The sequence below is a fragment of the Novosphingobium mississippiense genome (genome assembly GCF_044029535.1).
Classification (GTDB): Bacteria; Pseudomonadota; Alphaproteobacteria; order Sphingomonadales; family Sphingomonadaceae; genus Novosphingobium.
In genome coordinates, this window is sequence record NZ_CP147001.1 from 2,609,382 (window position 1) to 2,624,955 (window position 15,574).

A 15,574-nucleotide genomic window follows, 5' to 3' on the forward strand; every position below is an offset into this window, starting at 1 on the left:
CTCAACCGCCGTTCAGGCGCGCGATCAAGGCCATAGCCGCTGCCGGGGCGCGCTCCTTCGCGCCATTGATGAAGAAGACGAAGACTTCCTTGCCGTCCTTCGACCACGCACCGATCTTCTTCGTCCATGCGTCGAGTTCGGCGTCAGGATAGCCCTGCTCGATCTCCGCGCGGGCGTTCTGGAGGCGGGCGTAGACGAAGGGCGCGGCGTCCGCCGCCTTGTCGAAGGCCGGATACTTGGCGCTGTCGGCCAGGATCACCGCGACGCCGGCCTTGCGGGCCAGATCGAAGAAGGCGGGATCGTCGAAGCTTTCGTGCCGGGCCTCGATGGCGTGGCGCAGATGCAGCCCTTCGTGCTTCTTCGGCAGCAAGGCGAAGAAGGCCGCGATCTCGTCCGCGTCGAACTTCTTGGTGGCGGCCAGTTGCCAGTTGATCGGGCCCAGCTTGTCGCCCAGTTCGACGATGCCCTGTTCGACGAAGTTGGTGACGCTCTCGCCCGCTTCGGCCAGGTTCTTGCGATTGGTGCAGTAGCGCGAGCCTTTCAGGGCGAAGCGAAAGCCGTCCGGCACCGTATCGCGCCACTTGATGTAGCTGGCTGGCTTCTGGCGGCCGTAGAACGTGGCGTTGATCTCGGTTCCGGTCAGGTGCTGGCCGACATATTCCAGCTCGCGCGCCTTGGGGACGGTCTTGGGATAGAACGTCTCCCGCCAAGGATCGTAGCTCCAGCCGCCGATGCCGACATGGACCTTGCCGATGTGTTTGTTCATGCCGGACTTCTCCTTGGTGCTCGCCAAACCGAGCCTGCCCTGTCATGGGCGCGACGAACAGGAGAATTCGACATGCCGGGCGACGACGAAGACTATATCTACGACGAAGACAGCGGCGAGTGGCTGCCCGCATCCGAACTGGCCGCCAAGCGCGCGGCGGCGGACACCGTCGAGGTGCGCGATGCCGTGGGCAACCTGCTGGCGGACGGCGATGGGGTGACGCTGATCAAGGACCTGGACGTGAAGGGCGCAGGCCAGACGCTGAAGCGCGGCACGCTGATCCCCTCCATCCGCCTGACCGGCGACGCGCAGGAGATCGATTGCAAGTACCCCGGCATCAAGGGGCTGGTGCTACGTGCGGAATTCGTGCGCAAGCGGTGACGTGCTTCACTTCCCCCCTACTTGGGGGGAATGGGGCGCTACCCCTTCGAAAGCCGCCTGCGATTGGCCCTTACGCGCTTGCTGTAGTGGCGCACCGCCTTGCGGGCGGCGCGTTCCGGGGTGGTTGGTCCGCCCCAGAACAGCTTGGCCGCCAGTTCCGCGTTCGCCTGCACCTTTTCGGTGACCATGCGCACGTTCTCGTGGCTGCTGCCGCGCCCGGTCATCATGTCCGACGCGCGCATCCCGATCACCATCATGGAATCGGCCCAGAGCAAATAGCTGTCGGTCGCCAGCTTCATCCAGTCGGCGGTGGGGTTGCGCATGGAATCGGGCCTCCTTGGAAGATGAGACCCTAGCACTCCTTGCTGCACCTGCGAAGGCAGGGACTCGCTGTTCTTTTGGCGAGGATCGAGAAGGTGAGGAAGAAAGCGGGGTCCCCGCCTGCGCGGGGACGACGGAGGCGGTTGCTTGGCTTGTCAGGCCACGCGCCGGGCGGGATTGCAGCCATCCTGCATTGGCACCTGCCCCGTACTGCACCACCGATCCGTCGCCCCCGCAAAGGCGGGGGCCCCGCTGTTCTTGCGGTGAGGCGGAAGGGATGGGACCGGCTGATAGGGACCGGCCCCATGGCTCAATCGTGTTCGCGACCGCCAGCGCCCATGTAGAGTTCGCTGCCGGTGTCCTTGAACACCTTGCTCATCTCCGCCATGCCCGCCTCGGCTTCGGAGATGGCGAGCTTGCCGCCTTCCCCCGCGGCGAGGAAGCCGGTGCTGGGCTGGTTTTGCCGCGCTGCAAAATCGCGCACTTCCTGGCTGATCTTCATCGAACAGAACTTCGGCCCGCACATCGAACAGAAATGCGCGGACTTCGCGCCCTCTGCTGGCAGCGTCTGGTCGTGGTACTGTTCGGCCGTATCCGGATCGAGGCTGAGGTTGAACTGGTCGCGCCAGCGGAACTCGAACCGGGCGCGGCTGAGCGCATCGTCGCGGACTTTGGCAGCGGGGTGCCCTTTGGCCAGATCGGCGGCGTGGGCGGCCAGCTTGTAGGTGACGACGCCCACTTTCACGTCGTCGCGATCGGGCAGGCCAAGGTGCTCCTTGGGCGTGACGTAGCAGAGCATCGCCGTACCGTACCAGCCGATCATGGCGGCGCCGATACCGCTGGTGATGTGGTCGTAGCCCGGCGCGATGTCGGTGACGAGCGGCCCGAGGGTGTAGAACGGCGCTTCGCCGCAAGCCTCAAGCTGCTTGTCCATGTTCTCCTTCACCTTGTGCATCGGCACATGGCCCGGCCCCTCGATCATCACCTGCACGTCCTGCGCCCAGGCGCGCTTGGTCAGTTCGCCCAGGGTGTAGAGTTCGGCAAACTGCGCCTCGTCATTGGCGTCGGCGATCGAGCCGGGGCGCAAGCCGTCGCCCAGCGAGTAGGCGACGTCGTAGGCCTTCATGATCTCGGTAATCTCGTCGAAGCGTTCGTAGAGGAACGATTCCTTGTGATGGGCCAGGCACCACTTGGCCATGATCGAACCGCCCCGGCTGACGATGCCGGTCACGCGCTTGGCGGCGAGCGGCACGAAAGGCAGGCGCACGCCCGCGTGGATCGTGAAGTAGTCCACGCCCTGCTCGGCCTGTTCGATCAGGGTGTCGCGGAACACGTCCCAGGTCAGATCCTCGGCAATGCCGCCGACCTTTTCCAGCGCCTGATAGATCGGCACGGTGCCGATCGGCACGGGGCTGTTGCGGATGATCCATTCGCGGGTGTCGTGGATGTTGCGGCCGGTGGAGAGGTCCATCACCGTGTCCGCGCCCCAGCGGATCGACCAGACCATCTTGTCCACCTCGCTCGCCACGTCGGAGGCGACGGCGGAGTTGCCGATATTGGCGTTGATCTTGACCAGGAAATTGCGGCCGATCGCCATCGGCTCGCTTTCCGGGTGGTTGATGTTGGAGGGGATGATCGCCCGGCCGCGCGCCACTTCCTCGCGCACGAATTCGGGCGTGACGTAATCGGGGATCGCCGCACCCCAGTTCTGACCATCGCGCGCATATTCCTTCAGCATCGCGCGGCCGAGGTTCTCGCGCTCGGCAACGTATTCCATCTCCGGCGTGATGATCCCGCGACGGGCATAGTGCATCTGGCTGACGTTCATGCCCGCCTTCGCGCGCAGCGGGCGTTTGACCACGTTGGGGAACGCCGGGACGCCGCCCGAACGGTCCGGACCAAGCTGGCCGTTGTCCTCCGGCTTCACCGCGCGGGCGGCGTAGTCCTCCACATCGCCGCGGGCGAGGATCCATTCGCGGCGCTTGGCGGCAAGCCCGGTCGCGATGTCGATGTTGACGTTAGAGTCGGTGTAGGGGCCGGAGGTGTCGTAGACGCGCACCGGCGCCTCCCCCGATCCCGGATCAAGGTGAATTTCCCGCATGGCAACGCCAAGCGGCCCGACGTGAATCTTCTTCGACCCGCGAATGGGCCCGGTGGTAACGCCGATCTCCAGTGTGGAATTGATGTCGGCCATAAGCGATTTTCCTTCGACTTATGGACGAAAGAAAGGTCGCGACAGAATAGTCCTGTGGCCCGCCCTTCCCTCCGCCCGTGTTAACGGGTTCAGGTTCAACGGGTCGGGCAGCGTGACCTGCCCCTCTCAGCCATTTGTTTCCGTCCGGCTTTCCTGATTCGAAAGCCTTGGGCACAAGCTCCCCGGGGATGGGCGGGACGATAGACGCGGCTTTTCCAGCCGTCTAGGGCCCGCAAGAGACATGCCGATCATCTATCGCCTCGACGCCCCTGCCCGCGAAGTCGCCCGCACGTTCGGCGCCAATGCGGGCGACGATCCCTGGCCCGGCGGCTCGGTTTCGGCGGGCGGTTTCGCCCCCGTGATCACCATGGGGCGCGAGTTCGTGGCGGGTCCGCGCCCGGAAAAGCGGCTGCCGCGCCGGATGATCCCGCGCCTTTGGGGCGTTCCCCCACCGCCGCAGGGGTGGGACGAGCGGCGCCATGGCATCCTGACCGTGCGCAATCTCGAAAGCCCGTTCTGGATCGGCAACTTGCGCAACAGCGAATTCCGCTGCCTGGTCCCCGCCAGCGCCTTCATGGAATGGGGCAAGGTGGACCCGCGCGACGGCAAACGCCGCCAGTGCTGGTTCGGCGCGACCGATCAGCCGATCTTCGCCATGGCCGGCGTGTGGAAGGACAGCGAGGTGCCCAGCTTCGCCCTGCTCACCACCCCCGCCAATGCCGCGCTGCGGGCCGAAGGGCGCGATACGATGCCGGTGATCCTGCCTGCCGACCCGGCCGCGCACGACCTTTGGCTGAAGGGGGACTGGAAGGCGGCGGCGGCACTGATCGCCCCCTATTCCTCCTCGCTCACCTCGCTGCGGGTCACCGGGCAGGACGTCAGGCGTTCATGAACCCAGGCAGCGCCAGCACGATCAGGATCAGCCCGAAGGCCACCGAGACAATCGCCCACACCCGCGCCATCACCCCCAGCCGCCGGGCCAGGATCGGCAGGTAGCGGTCCGAAAAGGCCAGGATCAGCAGCGCCTCGATACACATCAGCGCGCCCAGCACGCTCATCACATGGGCCAGCCAGCCGGGCGAGGACCAGGGGTTGACGATATAGACGATCGCGCCGACGAACAGCTCGATCAGCGCCGTGATCACCTGCAGCGCCGGGGAGCGGGTGATCTCGTCCATCATGCGCTGCCAATGGCCGGGCTTTCGCAATTCGCCGATGCCGGCAAAGAGCGCGAAGAGGCCAAGGAACAGCCCGGACCAGTCCGGCATCAGCACAAGATCGTTCACGCGAAACCTCCGTGCGGGAGCCAAGTGGCGGAAATTATGTCGGTCGCCAAAGTACCCGTCAATCGCGCAAAGCTTGCGGCCGGGCCACCGCAACGCCATCTGGATGGCCACGTGACCGACGATCTGGACGCCCTGCTCCCCGCGATCCGCGCCTGCCGGGTCTGCGCCGATGCCCTGCCGCACGGTCCGCACCCGGTGGTGCAGGCCGGCATCGGCGCGCGCATACTGGTGATCGGTCAGGCGCCGGGCAGCAAGGTCCACGCCAGTGGCATCGCCTGGGACGACGACAGCGGAGACCGCCTGCGCGACTGGACCGGCCTTTCGCCGGAAACCTTCTACGATCCGCACCGCGTCGCCCATATGCCCAGCGGATTCTGCTATCCAGGCAAGGGCAATGGCGGCGATCTGCCTCCGCGACCGGAATGCGCGCCCCTATGGCACTCCCGCCTGCGCGCTGCACTGCCCGAAGTGCGCCTGACGCTGCTGGTCGGCCAATATGCGCAGAAACGCTACTTGCCGCGCGGCTTCGCCCCCAACCTGACCGAAACCGTCCGCCTTTGGCGCGATGCCCCGGCGGGGCTGATGCCGCTGCCCCATCCCGCATGGCGCAGCCGCCTGTGGATGGCGAAGCACCCATGGTTCGAGGCGGAAGTGCTGCCCGATCTGCGTGCCCGCATCAGGCAGGCGCTGGAGGATTGAAACCATCGGCCCGGCCGTTCGATCGCGAATCGGTGGGGCGGTTCCGGGCTGATCGGCGGCCTGAAACGCACCGACCGGCGCCGACCGGCACGACCAGCGTCGATCCATCGCATCGGCCGAATCCGGCGGGTCACCTCCTGCAACTGACTGCAATTCCCGGACAATCGACCGGCCAATACGTTCAGACGCAGCACCCCGCCGCACGCGCCGGTCAGCCCGCTATCTATGGATAAAGGCCGCGCGCCCCCTTGCGCCCGCCCGCCCGGTTTTGCCAATAGGCACCCGTGAGCGCCAACATCGTGATCGGGCAGACGCCGCAGGGCGAACCGATCGATATCGACATCAAGGAACTTCTCGCGACCCGCCTGCTGGTGCAGGGCAATTCCGGGTCCGGCAAGTCGCACCTGCTGCGCCGCCTGCTGGAAGAGAGCGCGCCGATCGTACAGCAGGTGGTGATCGATCCGGAAGGCGACTTCGTCAGCCTGGCCGAAGAATTCGGCCATGTGGTGATCGACGGCGCGGCCTATGCCGAGGCGGAGATCGTCCGACTGGGCGCCCGCATCCGCCAGCATCGCGCCTCGGTCGTCCTTGCGCTGGACGAGCTGGAAATCGACCAGCAGATGAAGTGCGCCGCGCAGTTCCTGAACGCCATGTTCGATGCCCCGCGTGAGCAGTGGTATCCCGCGCTGGTGGTGGTGGACGAGGCGCAGATGTTCGCCCCCGCCGCCGCCGGCGAAGTGTCCGAAGAAGCGCGCCGCGTCAGCCTGGCGGCGATGACCAACCTGATGTGCCGTGGCCGCAAGCGCGGCCTTGCCGGCGTGATCGCCACCCAGCGCCTGGCCAAGCTGGCCAAGAACGTGGCGGCGGAAGCCAGCAACTTCCTGATGGGCCGCACCTTCCTGGACATCGACATGATCCGCGCGGCGGACCTGCTGGGCATGGAGCGGCGGCAGGCGGAATCGATCCGCGACCTTGCCCGCGGCCAGTTCCTGGGCCTGGGCCCGGCGATCAGCCGCCGTCCGGTGGCGGTCAACATCGGTGCCGTTCGCACCGGTGCCAAGTCGATCACCCCCGGCCTGATGCCGCTGCCCACCGCCTCCACCGACGAGCTGCGCGAACTGCTGCACGACAATCTGCACGTGGAGCCCGAACGGCAGGAATTCCACCGTCCGCCACCGCGCCCGGTGATCGATGTCGACGACCTGTCGGCCTCCATCGAACAATCGCCCACCCTTGCCGCCGCGCCGGCCCCGCGCCCCGAACGTCCGGAGCCGGAGCCCGAGGAAAACCGCGCGGCGATGGTGGAGATCCTGAACCTGATGGCGAAGGACGACGATTGCTCGTTCCAGCCGGCCACCACGCTGTTCCAGGACTTCACGATCCGCTGCCGCATGAAGGGCATTTCCGTGCGCGGGCTGGATGCCACGACCTTCCGCCGCGGCTTCGCCGCCGCGCTGGCCGGGATCGAGGATCCGGACGACGAAAAGTGGTTCGACCTGTTCAATCTGGCCAAGCACGTGCCCGACGATGCGCTGGCGCCGTTCTACCTGATCGCGCTGGCCGCGATGAACGATCAGCCCTGCCCGGATGACATGGTGCTGGCCAGAACCTACGGCACCAGCAGCCCGCGCCGCGTGCAGCGCCTGCTCGATTTCCTGGAAAAGGACGGGTTGATCGTGGTGCGTACCGACTTTTCGGGCAAGCGCTCGGTCGGGCTGCCCGATCTGGGGGTTACCACCGCGCCTGTCGAGGCGTAGAAGGGCCTTATGGCCGAAATCATCAACCTGCGCATGGCCCGCAAGGCCAAGGCTCGCAACGAAAGCAAGGCGCAAGCGGACGCCAACCGCGCGCAGCACGGCCGCAGCAAGAACGAGCGCAAGGCTACCGAGGCCGAAATCGCCCGGATCGACCGCGTGGTCGATGGCGCGAAGCGCGAACGACCGGAGGACAAGGCCTGATGCGCACTACCTCCGGCGAAGCTTCGGTGCGGCTCTATCACCTTGACGGCGGCCCGGAAGGCGGCGGGGTGACCACGCTGTTCTACGGATCGCTGTGGGAAGCGATGGAAGTGGCCGCGCAGCAGACCGAGGACGTGCAGGACGGCCTGTTCATCGCCACCGATAACGATGTGATCGCCTATCTGGATTTGTTGGAAGGCTGAGAGCCCTGTCCTCCCCGGTACGGGGAGGGGGACCACCCGAAGGGTGGTGGAGGGGACTCTCGAACAGTCCCGTGAGGACGCGCCTCCCCTCCGTCAGCGCCTTGCGCTGCCACCTCCCCCACGGGGGAGGACTTGCATCACCTCAAAACCGCGCCTGCAGCCCCGCCGCGAGGTAGTGGTCGCCCACATTCCCCTTCACATCGATATGCGGGAACACCGGCATCGACACCGTGCCGTAGGGCCGCAGGTTGTCGCCCGTCAGCCGCGCGCCCACGCCTACCGCCAGCGCCATCGGCAACCGATAGGTCGCCTCCACCTTGGCGAAGACCTTGGTGCCGGAATCGTCGCACTTGCCGCCGGAAACCTGATTGCCGCTCTGCTTGCTGAAGCAATCGCCATTGTCGTGGTAGTAGTTCGGGTGATCGCGATCGTGGAAGAACAGGCCGACGCCCGGCGTGATCGCGAAGCCGCCGTCCTGGATCACCGGCACGCCCACCGCCAGTTCGCCGCCCCAATCGCCCTCGGAACGGGCGACATTGGCCTCTGCAGTGACGACGCTGGCCATGGCGGGAGAGGAAGCGAGGACCGCGACGGACCCGGTGACAGCCGCGAGCGCGGCGAATGCGATTTTCATGACATGTCCTTGATCTGGAATAAGTGACCCGGACGCCGAGGGTTAGGATTCCCGCCCCTGCGAAGGCAAGACGCGCGGATTCGGTCCAGCCCGGCCAAGGCTCGACCCATCCGAAAGATATGCGCCCGAAACGGAGACGCAGCCTTGTTGGGCCCGATGGAGACGGGCAGAAAGAGCCTCCATTGCCGGGAGAAGGGCCTATGCTTTTCGAGCAGATCGCGACCGGGGGCTGCCAGTCCTATCTCCTTGCCTGCCCCGATACGCGCGCGGCAGTGCTGATCGATCCCGAACAGTCGCAGGTCGATCGGTACATGGGGCTGGCCGGGCAGATGGGCGTCCATGTCCGCTATGTGCTGGACACGCATACCCATGCCGATCACTTCTCCGCCAGCCGCGAACTGGCCCACCTGCTCCATGCCCCGGTGGTGATGAACCGACTGAGCCCCGCCCCCTATGCGGACATGCGGCTGGATGACGGCGACATGCTGATCGTCGGCAACTTGCGCCTGCGGGCACTGCACACGCCCGGCCATACGCGCGATTCCATGTGCATCGTCGCGCAGGACCGGGTGTTCACCGGCGACACGCTGCTGATCGGCGGCACTGGCCGCACCGATCTGCCCAGCGGCGATCCGCAGGCGCTGTTCGACAGTCTGTTCGGCAGGCTGCTGACGCTGCCGGCAGACACGCGGGTCTACCCCGCGCACGACTACAAGGGCCGCACCCATTCGACCATCGGCGCGGAGATCGCCGGAAATCCGCGCCTGCAGAAGACCGACCGGGGCGAGTTCGTGGCGATGATGCAGCAGTTGGACCTCGCCGCGCCGACCCATCTGACCGAAGCGCTGCGCACCAACATGAACGGCGGCAAGACGGTGGCGCAGCTGCTGTCCGAAGCCGCCGCCAGGGTTCCCTTCCTCGCGCTGGAGGAACTGGCCGCGCGGATCGGCGGCAACGACAGTGCCTTCGTGGTGCTGGACGTGCGCGAGAAGGACGCGTTCGAGGCGGGCCATGTCCCCGGCGCGATCCACCTGCCGCGCGGACAACTGGAACTGCGCGTCAATGCGATGCTCTGCGACCCCACGGTAAAGATCGTGACCTGCTGCGAGTTCGGCAAAATCTCGACCCTGGCGGCGGCAACCCTACGCGACCTCGGCTTCCCGCGCGCCAGTGCGCTGGACGGCGGGATGCAGGCGTGGCGCGAGGCGGGGTATGTAATCGAGGGTCAGGTTGGCGGCGACTGAAATGCTGGCTTTCGGGAACGCATCTAAGCTGCCGTTCCGGTCACGCCCCAAAGCTGACCCTAAAATTCACACTCTGAGACAGACCTACGGTAATAATTGAGAACGGTGTTGTCGGGGGCAAATGCTATTGTAATCACCGGCCCCTCCTCAGTGTGCGAGATCGGGTAAAAATATCGGTTGCGTGCTGGCGACAGATGGAAATGGCCATTCAACTGCGTTGCCTCGATCTGGGCGTTCAAAACCGCGCTGCTGCTCCGAAATTCGTATCGGAAGGGGATTTTGACTGAACTTCCCTCAATTTGCACTCCCTTGGGACCAACGGAAAGCGAAGGGGCACCGGAGGCTTCATAACAGCCGAGTATTGGCAAGGGATCTTGAGCATCAGGCTCGTCAAATTGGGCGCAGCCCGCAAGAGCGCCCGTGACGGTCATTGTTAAAACACAAACGAGATGAATGGCCTTCGACATGCTTCATTCGTTAGCCCTCTGAGACCAACCGTCAACGACCGCTATCCACCCAAAGTCGTCGTCCCCGCGCAGGCGGGGACCCCGCTTTTTCCTTCAGGCGTGAAGTCGTGGCACCAGGTAGCGGGGCCCCCGCCTTCGCGGGGGCGACGAGACATGGGAGAGACGTTGGACTGGCAACTTCCTACCCAAGATGACCTCCCAACTCGCTCAGGATGAGCGGGGCGGGTGAGGCGGCGTCCGCCTCGCTGCAATTTTGGCTCTCTAAGCCGCTATCAAAACCGGCCTTCCCTCAAGCCTGAAACACCACCTTCGTCCCCGCCGAAACCATCTGCGCAAGCCTTGCCGCGTCCCAATTGGTCAGGCGCACGCAGCCGTGGCTTTCGGTCTTGCCGATGTTCTGCGGCTCCGGCGTGCCGTGGATGCCATAGTGTTCCTTGGACAAGTCCAGCCAGACGACGCCGACCGGGCCGTTCGGGCCGGGCGGCAGCAGCTTGTCCTTGGCGTTCTTCTTCGCATCCCAGAACAGGTCCGGATTGAAGTGATAGTCGGGGTTGCGCGCCTCTCCCACGATCTTCCAGGTGCCGAGGGGCAACGGATCGTGACCGCTGCCGGTGGTGACGGGGAACTGCGCGATCAGGCGGTTCTGCGCATCGTAGGCACGCAGTGCGCCGTCGGACTTGTCGACCACCACGTGATCGGCGCGCGGCTGGTCGGCGGCGATGCCCAGGCGGACGAGCGTGTCGGACCAGCCGGTCTTGTCCTCCGGGATCGATGCCGGCGCGGCATTGGCAATGTCCGGCACGCGGATCGCGCGCCCTGCCCCCAGCACCGTGCCGGGGCCATTGAGCGCCAGCAGCGTTTCAGGGGTGGTGTGAAATCGTTCGGCCAGGGCCTCGCTCATGCTGCGGTAGCCGAGATGGTCGAACCTGGCCTGCCCGGCCATGTCCTTGGGCAGGTCGGAATAGAACGGCCCGCGCGCGAAGGCGGCGGGGATCACCACCATCCGCGTGCCGGCGCCACCCTGCCCCGCGAACAGCGCCTGCTGCGTCGCCGCATCCAGCTTGCCGCTTTCGGGCAGTCCGCGTGCCAGCTGGAAACCGCGCAGCGCTAGCGCATAGGCCGCGCTCTGCTTGCCGTCGATCACGCCCGGCGAGAAACCGCGCCGGTCCAGCGCGACTTGCGCGTGCAGCACCGGATTGTCCGGCGCGCCCTGACCATTCGGCGCATCGGCGAAGGCCAGCGACGTGTCGGGCGTGGGAGACGGCTTGGCATCAGGCTCGCGCTGTTGTTGCCCGCAGGCGGCCAGTAGCGTCAAGATGGTGAGCGAAACGGGAAGGAAAGGCTTCAAGCGACACCGTGGTTTTGCTGGTTCGGATGAAGGGTCAACGCCCGAACTGCCTTCCGGCTGCAAAACGCGCCTTACGGCCCCCGTTTCCGGGCCATGAAACCTTTTCGGATGGGAAAGCGCCGGCGAGGCCCGCTGCGGGGGGATGGGAGAGAGGTACAGGCCTCGCCAGCGCCTGAGCTTCACCGAGACGGCGGAGGGAGGAGTCCCCGGGGAAGCTGCGAATCCAACCTATGATTCCGCCGGCAGACGGGCAAGGGGAGCATCGCGGCCGAACTGCGGACCTGTCTCGCCAGCGGGACAGGTCCGGTCGATTTCGGAGCTATTCAGGCGGTAAGCCCCACGCGGTCCATCCGGCGATAGAACGTCGCGCGCCCGATTCCCAGCAATCGCGCCGCCGCCGAGACATTGCCCCCCGCCCGCGCCAGCGCCTGACGCAGCACGGTGCGGTCGCCATCGTCGAATCCGCCAGCCGCCGGCTGTCCCAGGATATCGCCCAGCGGGCGTGGATCCAGCGCGCCCCCGATCTCAAGCCCCAACCGCCGCCGCGCCGCGCGGGTCGCCCCGATCACCAGATCGTCGCGATCCACGGCCAACAGCGCGGGCCCGCTGCCCGCCCGCTCTCCGGGGGCAAGCACGATCCGCGCACTGGCAAAGCGATGGCAGAACACGTCCCGCTCGATCGACCGGGCGGCATCCTGCACCAACGCCGCCACCAGCAGGGCCATCGGCTCATCCAGATCGCGCCGCGCGCTGGAAACGTTCAGCGCCGCCATGACGTGTCCGTCCGGATCGAAGACCGGCGCCGCCATGCACGAAACCCCGGTATTGCGGCTGGCGAAGTGCTCGTCCCGCCGGATCGTGACCGCGCGCTGTTCCACCAGGCACGTGCCGATGCCGTTGGTACCCTGCCGCGCCTCGCTCCACCCTGCGCCCAAGGCCAGCCCGTGGGCCACGAAGACTTCGTGTTCGGCGTCGCTCGCCCGCATGTCCAGCACCACGCCGTCGCCATTGGCCAGCAACAGACATGCGCCGCTGCGCCCCACGCTGCCGAACAACGCATCGATCACGGGTTGGGCGATCAGCGGAAGTTCTCCGCTGGCCTCGCGGATCATCGCGATGGACGCGGCGCCCAGCGGCTCCGTCTTGCGCAAGTCATCGGGATCCAGCCCATGATGCAGTGCCGAACGGCACCACGATGCCGCCACAGGCGACAGCGCGGCGGCGGTTTCAGACCGCACCGTGCGAAGGACGATATCACCGTGACGGAATCCCTCTGCCGCCATCGCATTCCCCTGTTCCGTTCCGGGAATTTACCTGCATTTCAACGCCCCGTCGACCATCCAATCGATCGGGAAAAACACCGAGACATTACATGATCGGCGCATGATCAGGCCCCGATCAAGCCCCGATCAAGCATGGCCGCGCACTGTCCAAGTACGGCGGGCTGCCTTCCCCGCACGGCGCGCGACACCGTCCGCGATGCGATCCGCCATTGTCTCGGCCCGCCGCTTGCCATACCGGCGAGCGCGATGAAGAGGCTCGATTCCTTCCTCGCAGCGTCTCTGGCGCGGATCGATGGTGCTGGGCAGCGGCGCGTGCTGCGCCCTGCCGCGCTGGCCGCCGGCGGGCGCATCCGGCGTGATGGGCGCAAACTGGTCGATTTTTCCAGCAACGACTATCTCGGCCTCGCCACCCATCCGCTGCTGGCGGAGCGCGCCGCCGAATGGACGCGCGCGCATGGCACCGGATCGGGCGCATCGCGGCTGGTGACGGGCACCAGCCCGGCGCATCTCGCCCTCGAAGCGCGGATCGCGAAATTCAAACATGCCGAGGCGGCGCTGGTCTTCGCCAGCGGCTGGCAGGCCAATGCGGCGACCATTCCCGCGCTGATCGCCGCGATGCCCGGCGTGGCGGTGTTCGCGGACCGGCTGATCCACGCCAGCATGCATGCCGGCATGGCGATGTCCGGCGCGCGGCAGCACCGCTTTCGTCACAACGACCTAGACCATCTCGAACAGCTTCTCGCCACCAAGGGCGCGGAAGCACCCGCGCGGCTGATCCTGACCGAGAGCGTGTTCTCGATGGACGGCGACCGTGCCGACGTGCTGCGGCTGGCCGAGATTGCCGAGAAGTACGACGCCATTCTCTACATCGACGAAGCCCACGCGACCGGCGCGCTCGGCCCACACGGCGCAGGCCTCTCAGCGCTCGCGCCGGGACGCGTCGATGTCATCATGGGCACATTCAGCAAGGCGCTGGGCGGGTTCGGCGCCTATATCGCCGGCTCTCAGGTGCTCATCGACTATCTGATCAACGCAGCCAGCGGCATGATCTTCACCACCGCGCCGCCGCCCGCCGTGCTGGGCGCGGTCGACGCCGCGCTGGACCTTGTCCCGACGATGGAGGCGGAGCGTACGCACCTTGCCGCGCTGGGGGACCACCTGCGCGCGGGCCTTGCGCGGCTGGGGCTGGACCATGGCGAATCCTCCACCCAGATCGTGCCCGCCGTGATCGGCGCGGAGGCCGATGCCATGGCACTGTCCCGCAAGCTGGAAGAGGCAGGCTTCCTTGCCTCCGCGATCCGTCCGCCAACGGTACCGCCCGGCACCAGCCGCTTGCGCATCGCCCTGCGCGCGACCCATTCGCACGCAGATATCGACGCGCTGCTCGCCGCCATCGAGGCGCAGCGGTGAAACTGCTCTATGTCCATGGTTGGGGTTTCGACCGGAACTTCTGGCAACCGCTGGCCGCGCTGCTGGCCGATTTCGACGGGGTGATCGACGATCGCGGCTACTTCGGCGCACCCTTCGCACCCGAAGTGGATGGGCCATGCATCGCGGTGACGCACAGCTTCGGCACGATCCGCGTACTGGCCGATCCGCCGCCGGGGCTGGTCGGCGTGGTCGCCATCAACGGCTTTGCCCGCTTCACGGCCCCGCTGGGCCAGCCGGGCGTGCCGGTACGCGTGGTGGAGCACATGATCCGCCGTTTCGGACAGATGCCGGCGGGGGTGCTCGCCAGTTTCCACCAGCAGATCGGCGGAACCGTTCCGGAGGGCAAGATCGACACCGAACTGCTGCGCCGCGATCTGCTGCGCCTGCGCGATGCGCGTGCGCCGCTGCCGAAAGTGCCGGTGATATCGCTGCAAGGCGGGCAGGATCCGCTGCTGCCCGGCCCGATGCGCGCCACCACGTTCGACGGTGCGCCAGTGCGCCGGATCGAGAGCGAGGCGGGCGGGCACCTGCTGCCCGTCGAAGATCCCGAACTCTGCGCCGAAGCGGTGCGCGGACTGGCGGCGATGTTAACACCGACGGGGCTGGCATGAACGTCCCGCGCGAGAAAGTCCGCCGCTCCTTCGCCACCGCACCCGACTATGACGGGCACGCCCGCGTGCAGCGCGACGTGGCTGAGGCGCTCGCCGCGCGGATCGCCATGCTCGACCTGCCGCCAAGTCCGCGCGTGCTGGAAATCGGCTGCGGCACCGGCTTTCTCACCGAAGCGCTCGGCCATGTCGGGATCGGCGGCGACTGGCTGATTACCGACCTTGCCCCCGAAATGGTCGAACGTTGCCGCGCACGGTTGGGCGAAAGCGCGCATCGCCGTTTCGCCGTGCTGGACGGCGAATATGGCACGCCCGAACGGGCGCCTTTCGACCTGATCTGCTCCAGTCTTGCCGTGCAGTGGTTCGACGATGCCCCCGCCGCGCTTTCCCGCATGGCTGGGTGGCTGGCGCCCGGCGGCCACCTGATGGTCACCACGCTTGGCCCCGGTAGCTTCACCGAATGGCGCGCCGCCCACGCAGCCGAGGGCCTGAGCGCCGGAACGCCCGCTTTCGCGCCCGTTTCCACCTTCCGCGAATGCACCGTCACGATCGAAAACCATGTGGAGCGCCACGAAGACCCGATGGCCTTCCTCCGCGGCCTCAAGGCCATCGGCGCACAATCCGCCGAAGCCGACCACCGCCCGCTGACACCGGGGCAATTGCGCCGCACGCTGGGTCGATTTGCCCAAAGCGGATGCGAAGTGACTTACGAGGTCGTGACCTGTCACGTATGCCGCGCTAGTTGAGCGGC

At 66.6% G+C, this 15,574-nt stretch carries 18 protein-coding genes and 1 riboswitch; of the genes, 10 read left to right on the plus strand and 8 right to left on the minus strand.

Annotated features, from left to right (window positions below):
- Nucleotide 1: 1 nt before the first annotated feature.
- Nucleotides 2-766 carry a DUF72 domain-containing protein gene (locus tag WBP06_RS12260; RefSeq protein WP_395328006.1) on the minus strand — a complete coding sequence of 255 codons (765 nt, stop codon included), beginning with the start codon at nt 764-766 and terminating at the stop codon, nt 2-4.
- A gap of 72 nt (nt 767-838) precedes the next feature.
- On the opposite strand from WBP06_RS12260, the gene WBP06_RS12265 reads away from it, so the two are divergent.
- Nucleotides 839-1,147: an alkylphosphonate utilization protein gene (locus WBP06_RS12265; protein ID WP_395328009.1), complete on the plus strand. Its 309-nt coding sequence runs from the start codon at nt 839-841 to the stop codon at nt 1,145-1,147.
- Nucleotides 1,148-1,185: 38 nt separating this feature from the next.
- Here the strand turns inward: WBP06_RS12265 and WBP06_RS12270 are convergent, their stop codons facing one another.
- Together WBP06_RS12270 and thiC are read right to left on the minus strand one after the other, a co-directional pair.
- Nucleotides 1,186-1,470, minus strand: a complete 285-nt coding sequence (locus WBP06_RS12270; RefSeq protein ID WP_395328011.1) for a hypothetical protein — start codon at nt 1,468-1,470, stop codon at nt 1,186-1,188.
- Between the two features lie 308 nt (nt 1,471-1,778).
- Complete coding sequence (gene thiC, locus WBP06_RS12275) at nt 1,779-3,662, minus strand: phosphomethylpyrimidine synthase ThiC (RefSeq protein ID WP_395328014.1); 1,884 nt, start codon at nt 3,660-3,662, stop codon at nt 1,779-1,781.
- Nucleotides 3,663-3,711: 49 nt separating this feature from the next.
- Nucleotides 3,712-3,857, minus strand: a riboswitch (TPP riboswitch).
- A gap of 46 nt (nt 3,858-3,903) precedes the next feature.
- Between thiC and WBP06_RS12280 the strand changes: the two genes are divergently transcribed.
- Nucleotides 3,904-4,554: an SOS response-associated peptidase family protein gene (locus WBP06_RS12280; RefSeq protein ID WP_395328016.1), complete on the plus strand. Its 651-nt coding sequence runs from the start codon at nt 3,904-3,906 to the stop codon at nt 4,552-4,554.
- Here the strand turns inward: WBP06_RS12280 and WBP06_RS12285 are convergent.
- Nucleotides 4,541-4,948: a hypothetical protein gene (locus WBP06_RS12285; RefSeq protein WP_395328018.1), complete on the minus strand. Its 408-nt coding sequence runs from the start codon at nt 4,946-4,948 to the stop codon at nt 4,541-4,543. The two genes, WBP06_RS12280 and WBP06_RS12285, sit on opposite strands and share 14 nt — an antisense overlap.
- Before the next feature lie 36 nt (nt 4,949-4,984).
- Here WBP06_RS12285 and WBP06_RS12290 point away from each other — a divergent pair, with 36 nt between their 5' ends.
- From WBP06_RS12290 to WBP06_RS12305, 4 genes are all read left to right on the plus strand, one after another.
- Nucleotides 4,985-5,647, plus strand: coding sequence for a uracil-DNA glycosylase family protein (locus WBP06_RS12290; RefSeq protein ID WP_395328021.1), 663 nt, complete (start codon nt 4,985-4,987; stop codon nt 5,645-5,647).
- A 284-nt stretch (nt 5,648-5,931) separates the two neighbouring features.
- Nucleotides 5,932-7,404 (plus strand): helicase HerA domain-containing protein, encoded by a 1,473-nt coding sequence (locus WBP06_RS12295; RefSeq protein ID WP_395328023.1) that lies wholly within the window; start codon nt 5,932-5,934, stop codon nt 7,402-7,404.
- Nucleotides 7,405-7,413: 9 nt separating this feature from the next.
- Nucleotides 7,414-7,605: a DUF4169 family protein gene (locus WBP06_RS12300; protein WP_395328026.1), complete on the plus strand. Its 192-nt coding sequence runs from the start codon at nt 7,414-7,416 to the stop codon at nt 7,603-7,605.
- Complete coding sequence (locus WBP06_RS12305; protein ID WP_395328029.1) at nt 7,605-7,808, plus strand: hypothetical protein; 204 nt, start codon at nt 7,605-7,607, stop codon at nt 7,806-7,808. The genes WBP06_RS12300 and WBP06_RS12305 overlap by 1 nt, the downstream gene beginning before the upstream one ends.
- A gap of 142 nt (nt 7,809-7,950) precedes the next feature.
- Here WBP06_RS12305 and WBP06_RS12310 read toward each other — a convergent pair whose 3' ends face one another.
- Nucleotides 7,951-8,442, minus strand: a complete 492-nt coding sequence (locus WBP06_RS12310; protein WP_395328031.1) for a hypothetical protein — start codon at nt 8,440-8,442, stop codon at nt 7,951-7,953.
- Between the two features lie 200 nt (nt 8,443-8,642).
- On the opposite strand from WBP06_RS12310, the gene WBP06_RS12315 reads away from it, so the two are divergent.
- The gene (locus tag WBP06_RS12315; protein ID WP_395328034.1) at nt 8,643-9,686 is read left to right on the plus strand and encodes a rhodanese-like domain-containing protein; all 1,044 of its coding nucleotides are present in this window, start codon (nt 8,643-8,645) and stop codon (nt 9,684-9,686) included.
- Nucleotides 9,687-9,745: 59 nt separating this feature from the next.
- Here WBP06_RS12315 and WBP06_RS12320 read toward each other — a convergent pair whose 3' ends face one another.
- The 3 genes from WBP06_RS12320 to WBP06_RS12330 form a co-directional block, all read right to left on the minus strand.
- Nucleotides 9,746-10,153 (minus strand): hypothetical protein, encoded by a 408-nt coding sequence (locus WBP06_RS12320; RefSeq protein WP_395328037.1) that lies wholly within the window; start codon nt 10,151-10,153, stop codon nt 9,746-9,748.
- Nucleotides 10,154-10,442: 289 nt separating this feature from the next.
- Entirely contained in the window at nt 10,443-11,501 is a 1,059-nt protein-coding gene (locus WBP06_RS12325) for a L,D-transpeptidase family protein (protein ID WP_395328040.1), read from the minus strand.
- Nucleotides 11,502-11,824: 323 nt separating this feature from the next.
- Nucleotides 11,825-12,784, minus strand: coding sequence for a GAF domain-containing protein (locus WBP06_RS12330; RefSeq protein WP_395328043.1), 960 nt, complete (start codon nt 12,782-12,784; stop codon nt 11,825-11,827).
- Between the two features lie 246 nt (nt 12,785-13,030).
- On the opposite strand from WBP06_RS12330, the gene bioF reads away from it, so the two are divergent.
- Genes bioF through WBP06_RS12345 form a run of 3 tightly spaced genes read left to right on the plus strand, consistent with a single transcriptional unit; the run spans nt 13,031 to nt 15,569 of the window.
- On the plus strand, nt 13,031-14,194 hold the full coding sequence (bioF, locus tag WBP06_RS12335) for an 8-amino-7-oxononanoate synthase (RefSeq protein ID WP_395328046.1): 1,164 nt from the start codon (nt 13,031-13,033) through the stop codon (nt 14,192-14,194).
- A complete protein-coding gene (locus WBP06_RS12340) occupies nt 14,191-14,826 on the plus strand; it encodes an alpha/beta fold hydrolase (protein WP_395328048.1) in 636 nt (211 codons plus the stop codon). Before bioF ends, WBP06_RS12340 begins: the two co-directional genes overlap by 4 nt.
- Entirely contained in the window at nt 14,823-15,569 is a 747-nt protein-coding gene (locus tag WBP06_RS12345; protein WP_395328051.1) for a methyltransferase domain-containing protein, read from the plus strand. The genes WBP06_RS12340 and WBP06_RS12345 overlap by 4 nt, the downstream gene beginning before the upstream one ends.
- Nucleotides 15,570-15,574 lie beyond the last annotated feature (5 nt).

Coding starts and splice junctions, on each gene's coding strand:
- WBP06_RS12260 (WP_395328006.1), bottom strand. CDS start 766: ATGAACAAACACATCGGCAAGGTCCATGTCGGCATCGGCGGCTGGAGC.
- thiC (WP_395328014.1), bottom strand. CDS start 3,662: ATGGCCGACATCAATTCCACACTGGAGATCGGCGTTACCACCGGGCCC.
- bioF (WP_395328046.1), top strand. CDS start 13,031: ATGAAGAGGCTCGATTCCTTCCTCGCAGCGTCTCTGGCGCGGATCGAT.
- WBP06_RS12315 (WP_395328034.1), top strand. CDS start 8,643: ATGCTTTTCGAGCAGATCGCGACCGGGGGCTGCCAGTCCTATCTCCTT.
- WBP06_RS12265 (WP_395328009.1), top strand. CDS start 839: ATGCCGGGCGACGACGAAGACTATATCTACGACGAAGACAGCGGCGAG.
- WBP06_RS12305 (WP_395328029.1), top strand. CDS start 7,605: ATGCGCACTACCTCCGGCGAAGCTTCGGTGCGGCTCTATCACCTTGAC.
- WBP06_RS12280 (WP_395328016.1), top strand. CDS start 3,904: ATGCCGATCATCTATCGCCTCGACGCCCCTGCCCGCGAAGTCGCCCGC.
- WBP06_RS12345 (WP_395328051.1), top strand. CDS start 14,823: ATGAACGTCCCGCGCGAGAAAGTCCGCCGCTCCTTCGCCACCGCACCC.
- WBP06_RS12310 (WP_395328031.1), bottom strand. CDS start 8,442: ATGAAAATCGCATTCGCCGCGCTCGCGGCTGTCACCGGGTCCGTCGCG.
- WBP06_RS12300 (WP_395328026.1), top strand. CDS start 7,414: ATGGCCGAAATCATCAACCTGCGCATGGCCCGCAAGGCCAAGGCTCGC.
- WBP06_RS12270 (WP_395328011.1), bottom strand. CDS start 1,470: ATGCGCAACCCCACCGCCGACTGGATGAAGCTGGCGACCGACAGCTAT.
- WBP06_RS12320 (WP_395328037.1), bottom strand. CDS start 10,153: ATGTCGAAGGCCATTCATCTCGTTTGTGTTTTAACAATGACCGTCACG.
- WBP06_RS12330 (WP_395328043.1), bottom strand. CDS start 12,784: ATGGCGGCAGAGGGATTCCGTCACGGTGATATCGTCCTTCGCACGGTG.
- WBP06_RS12290 (WP_395328021.1), top strand. CDS start 4,985: ATGTCGGTCGCCAAAGTACCCGTCAATCGCGCAAAGCTTGCGGCCGGG.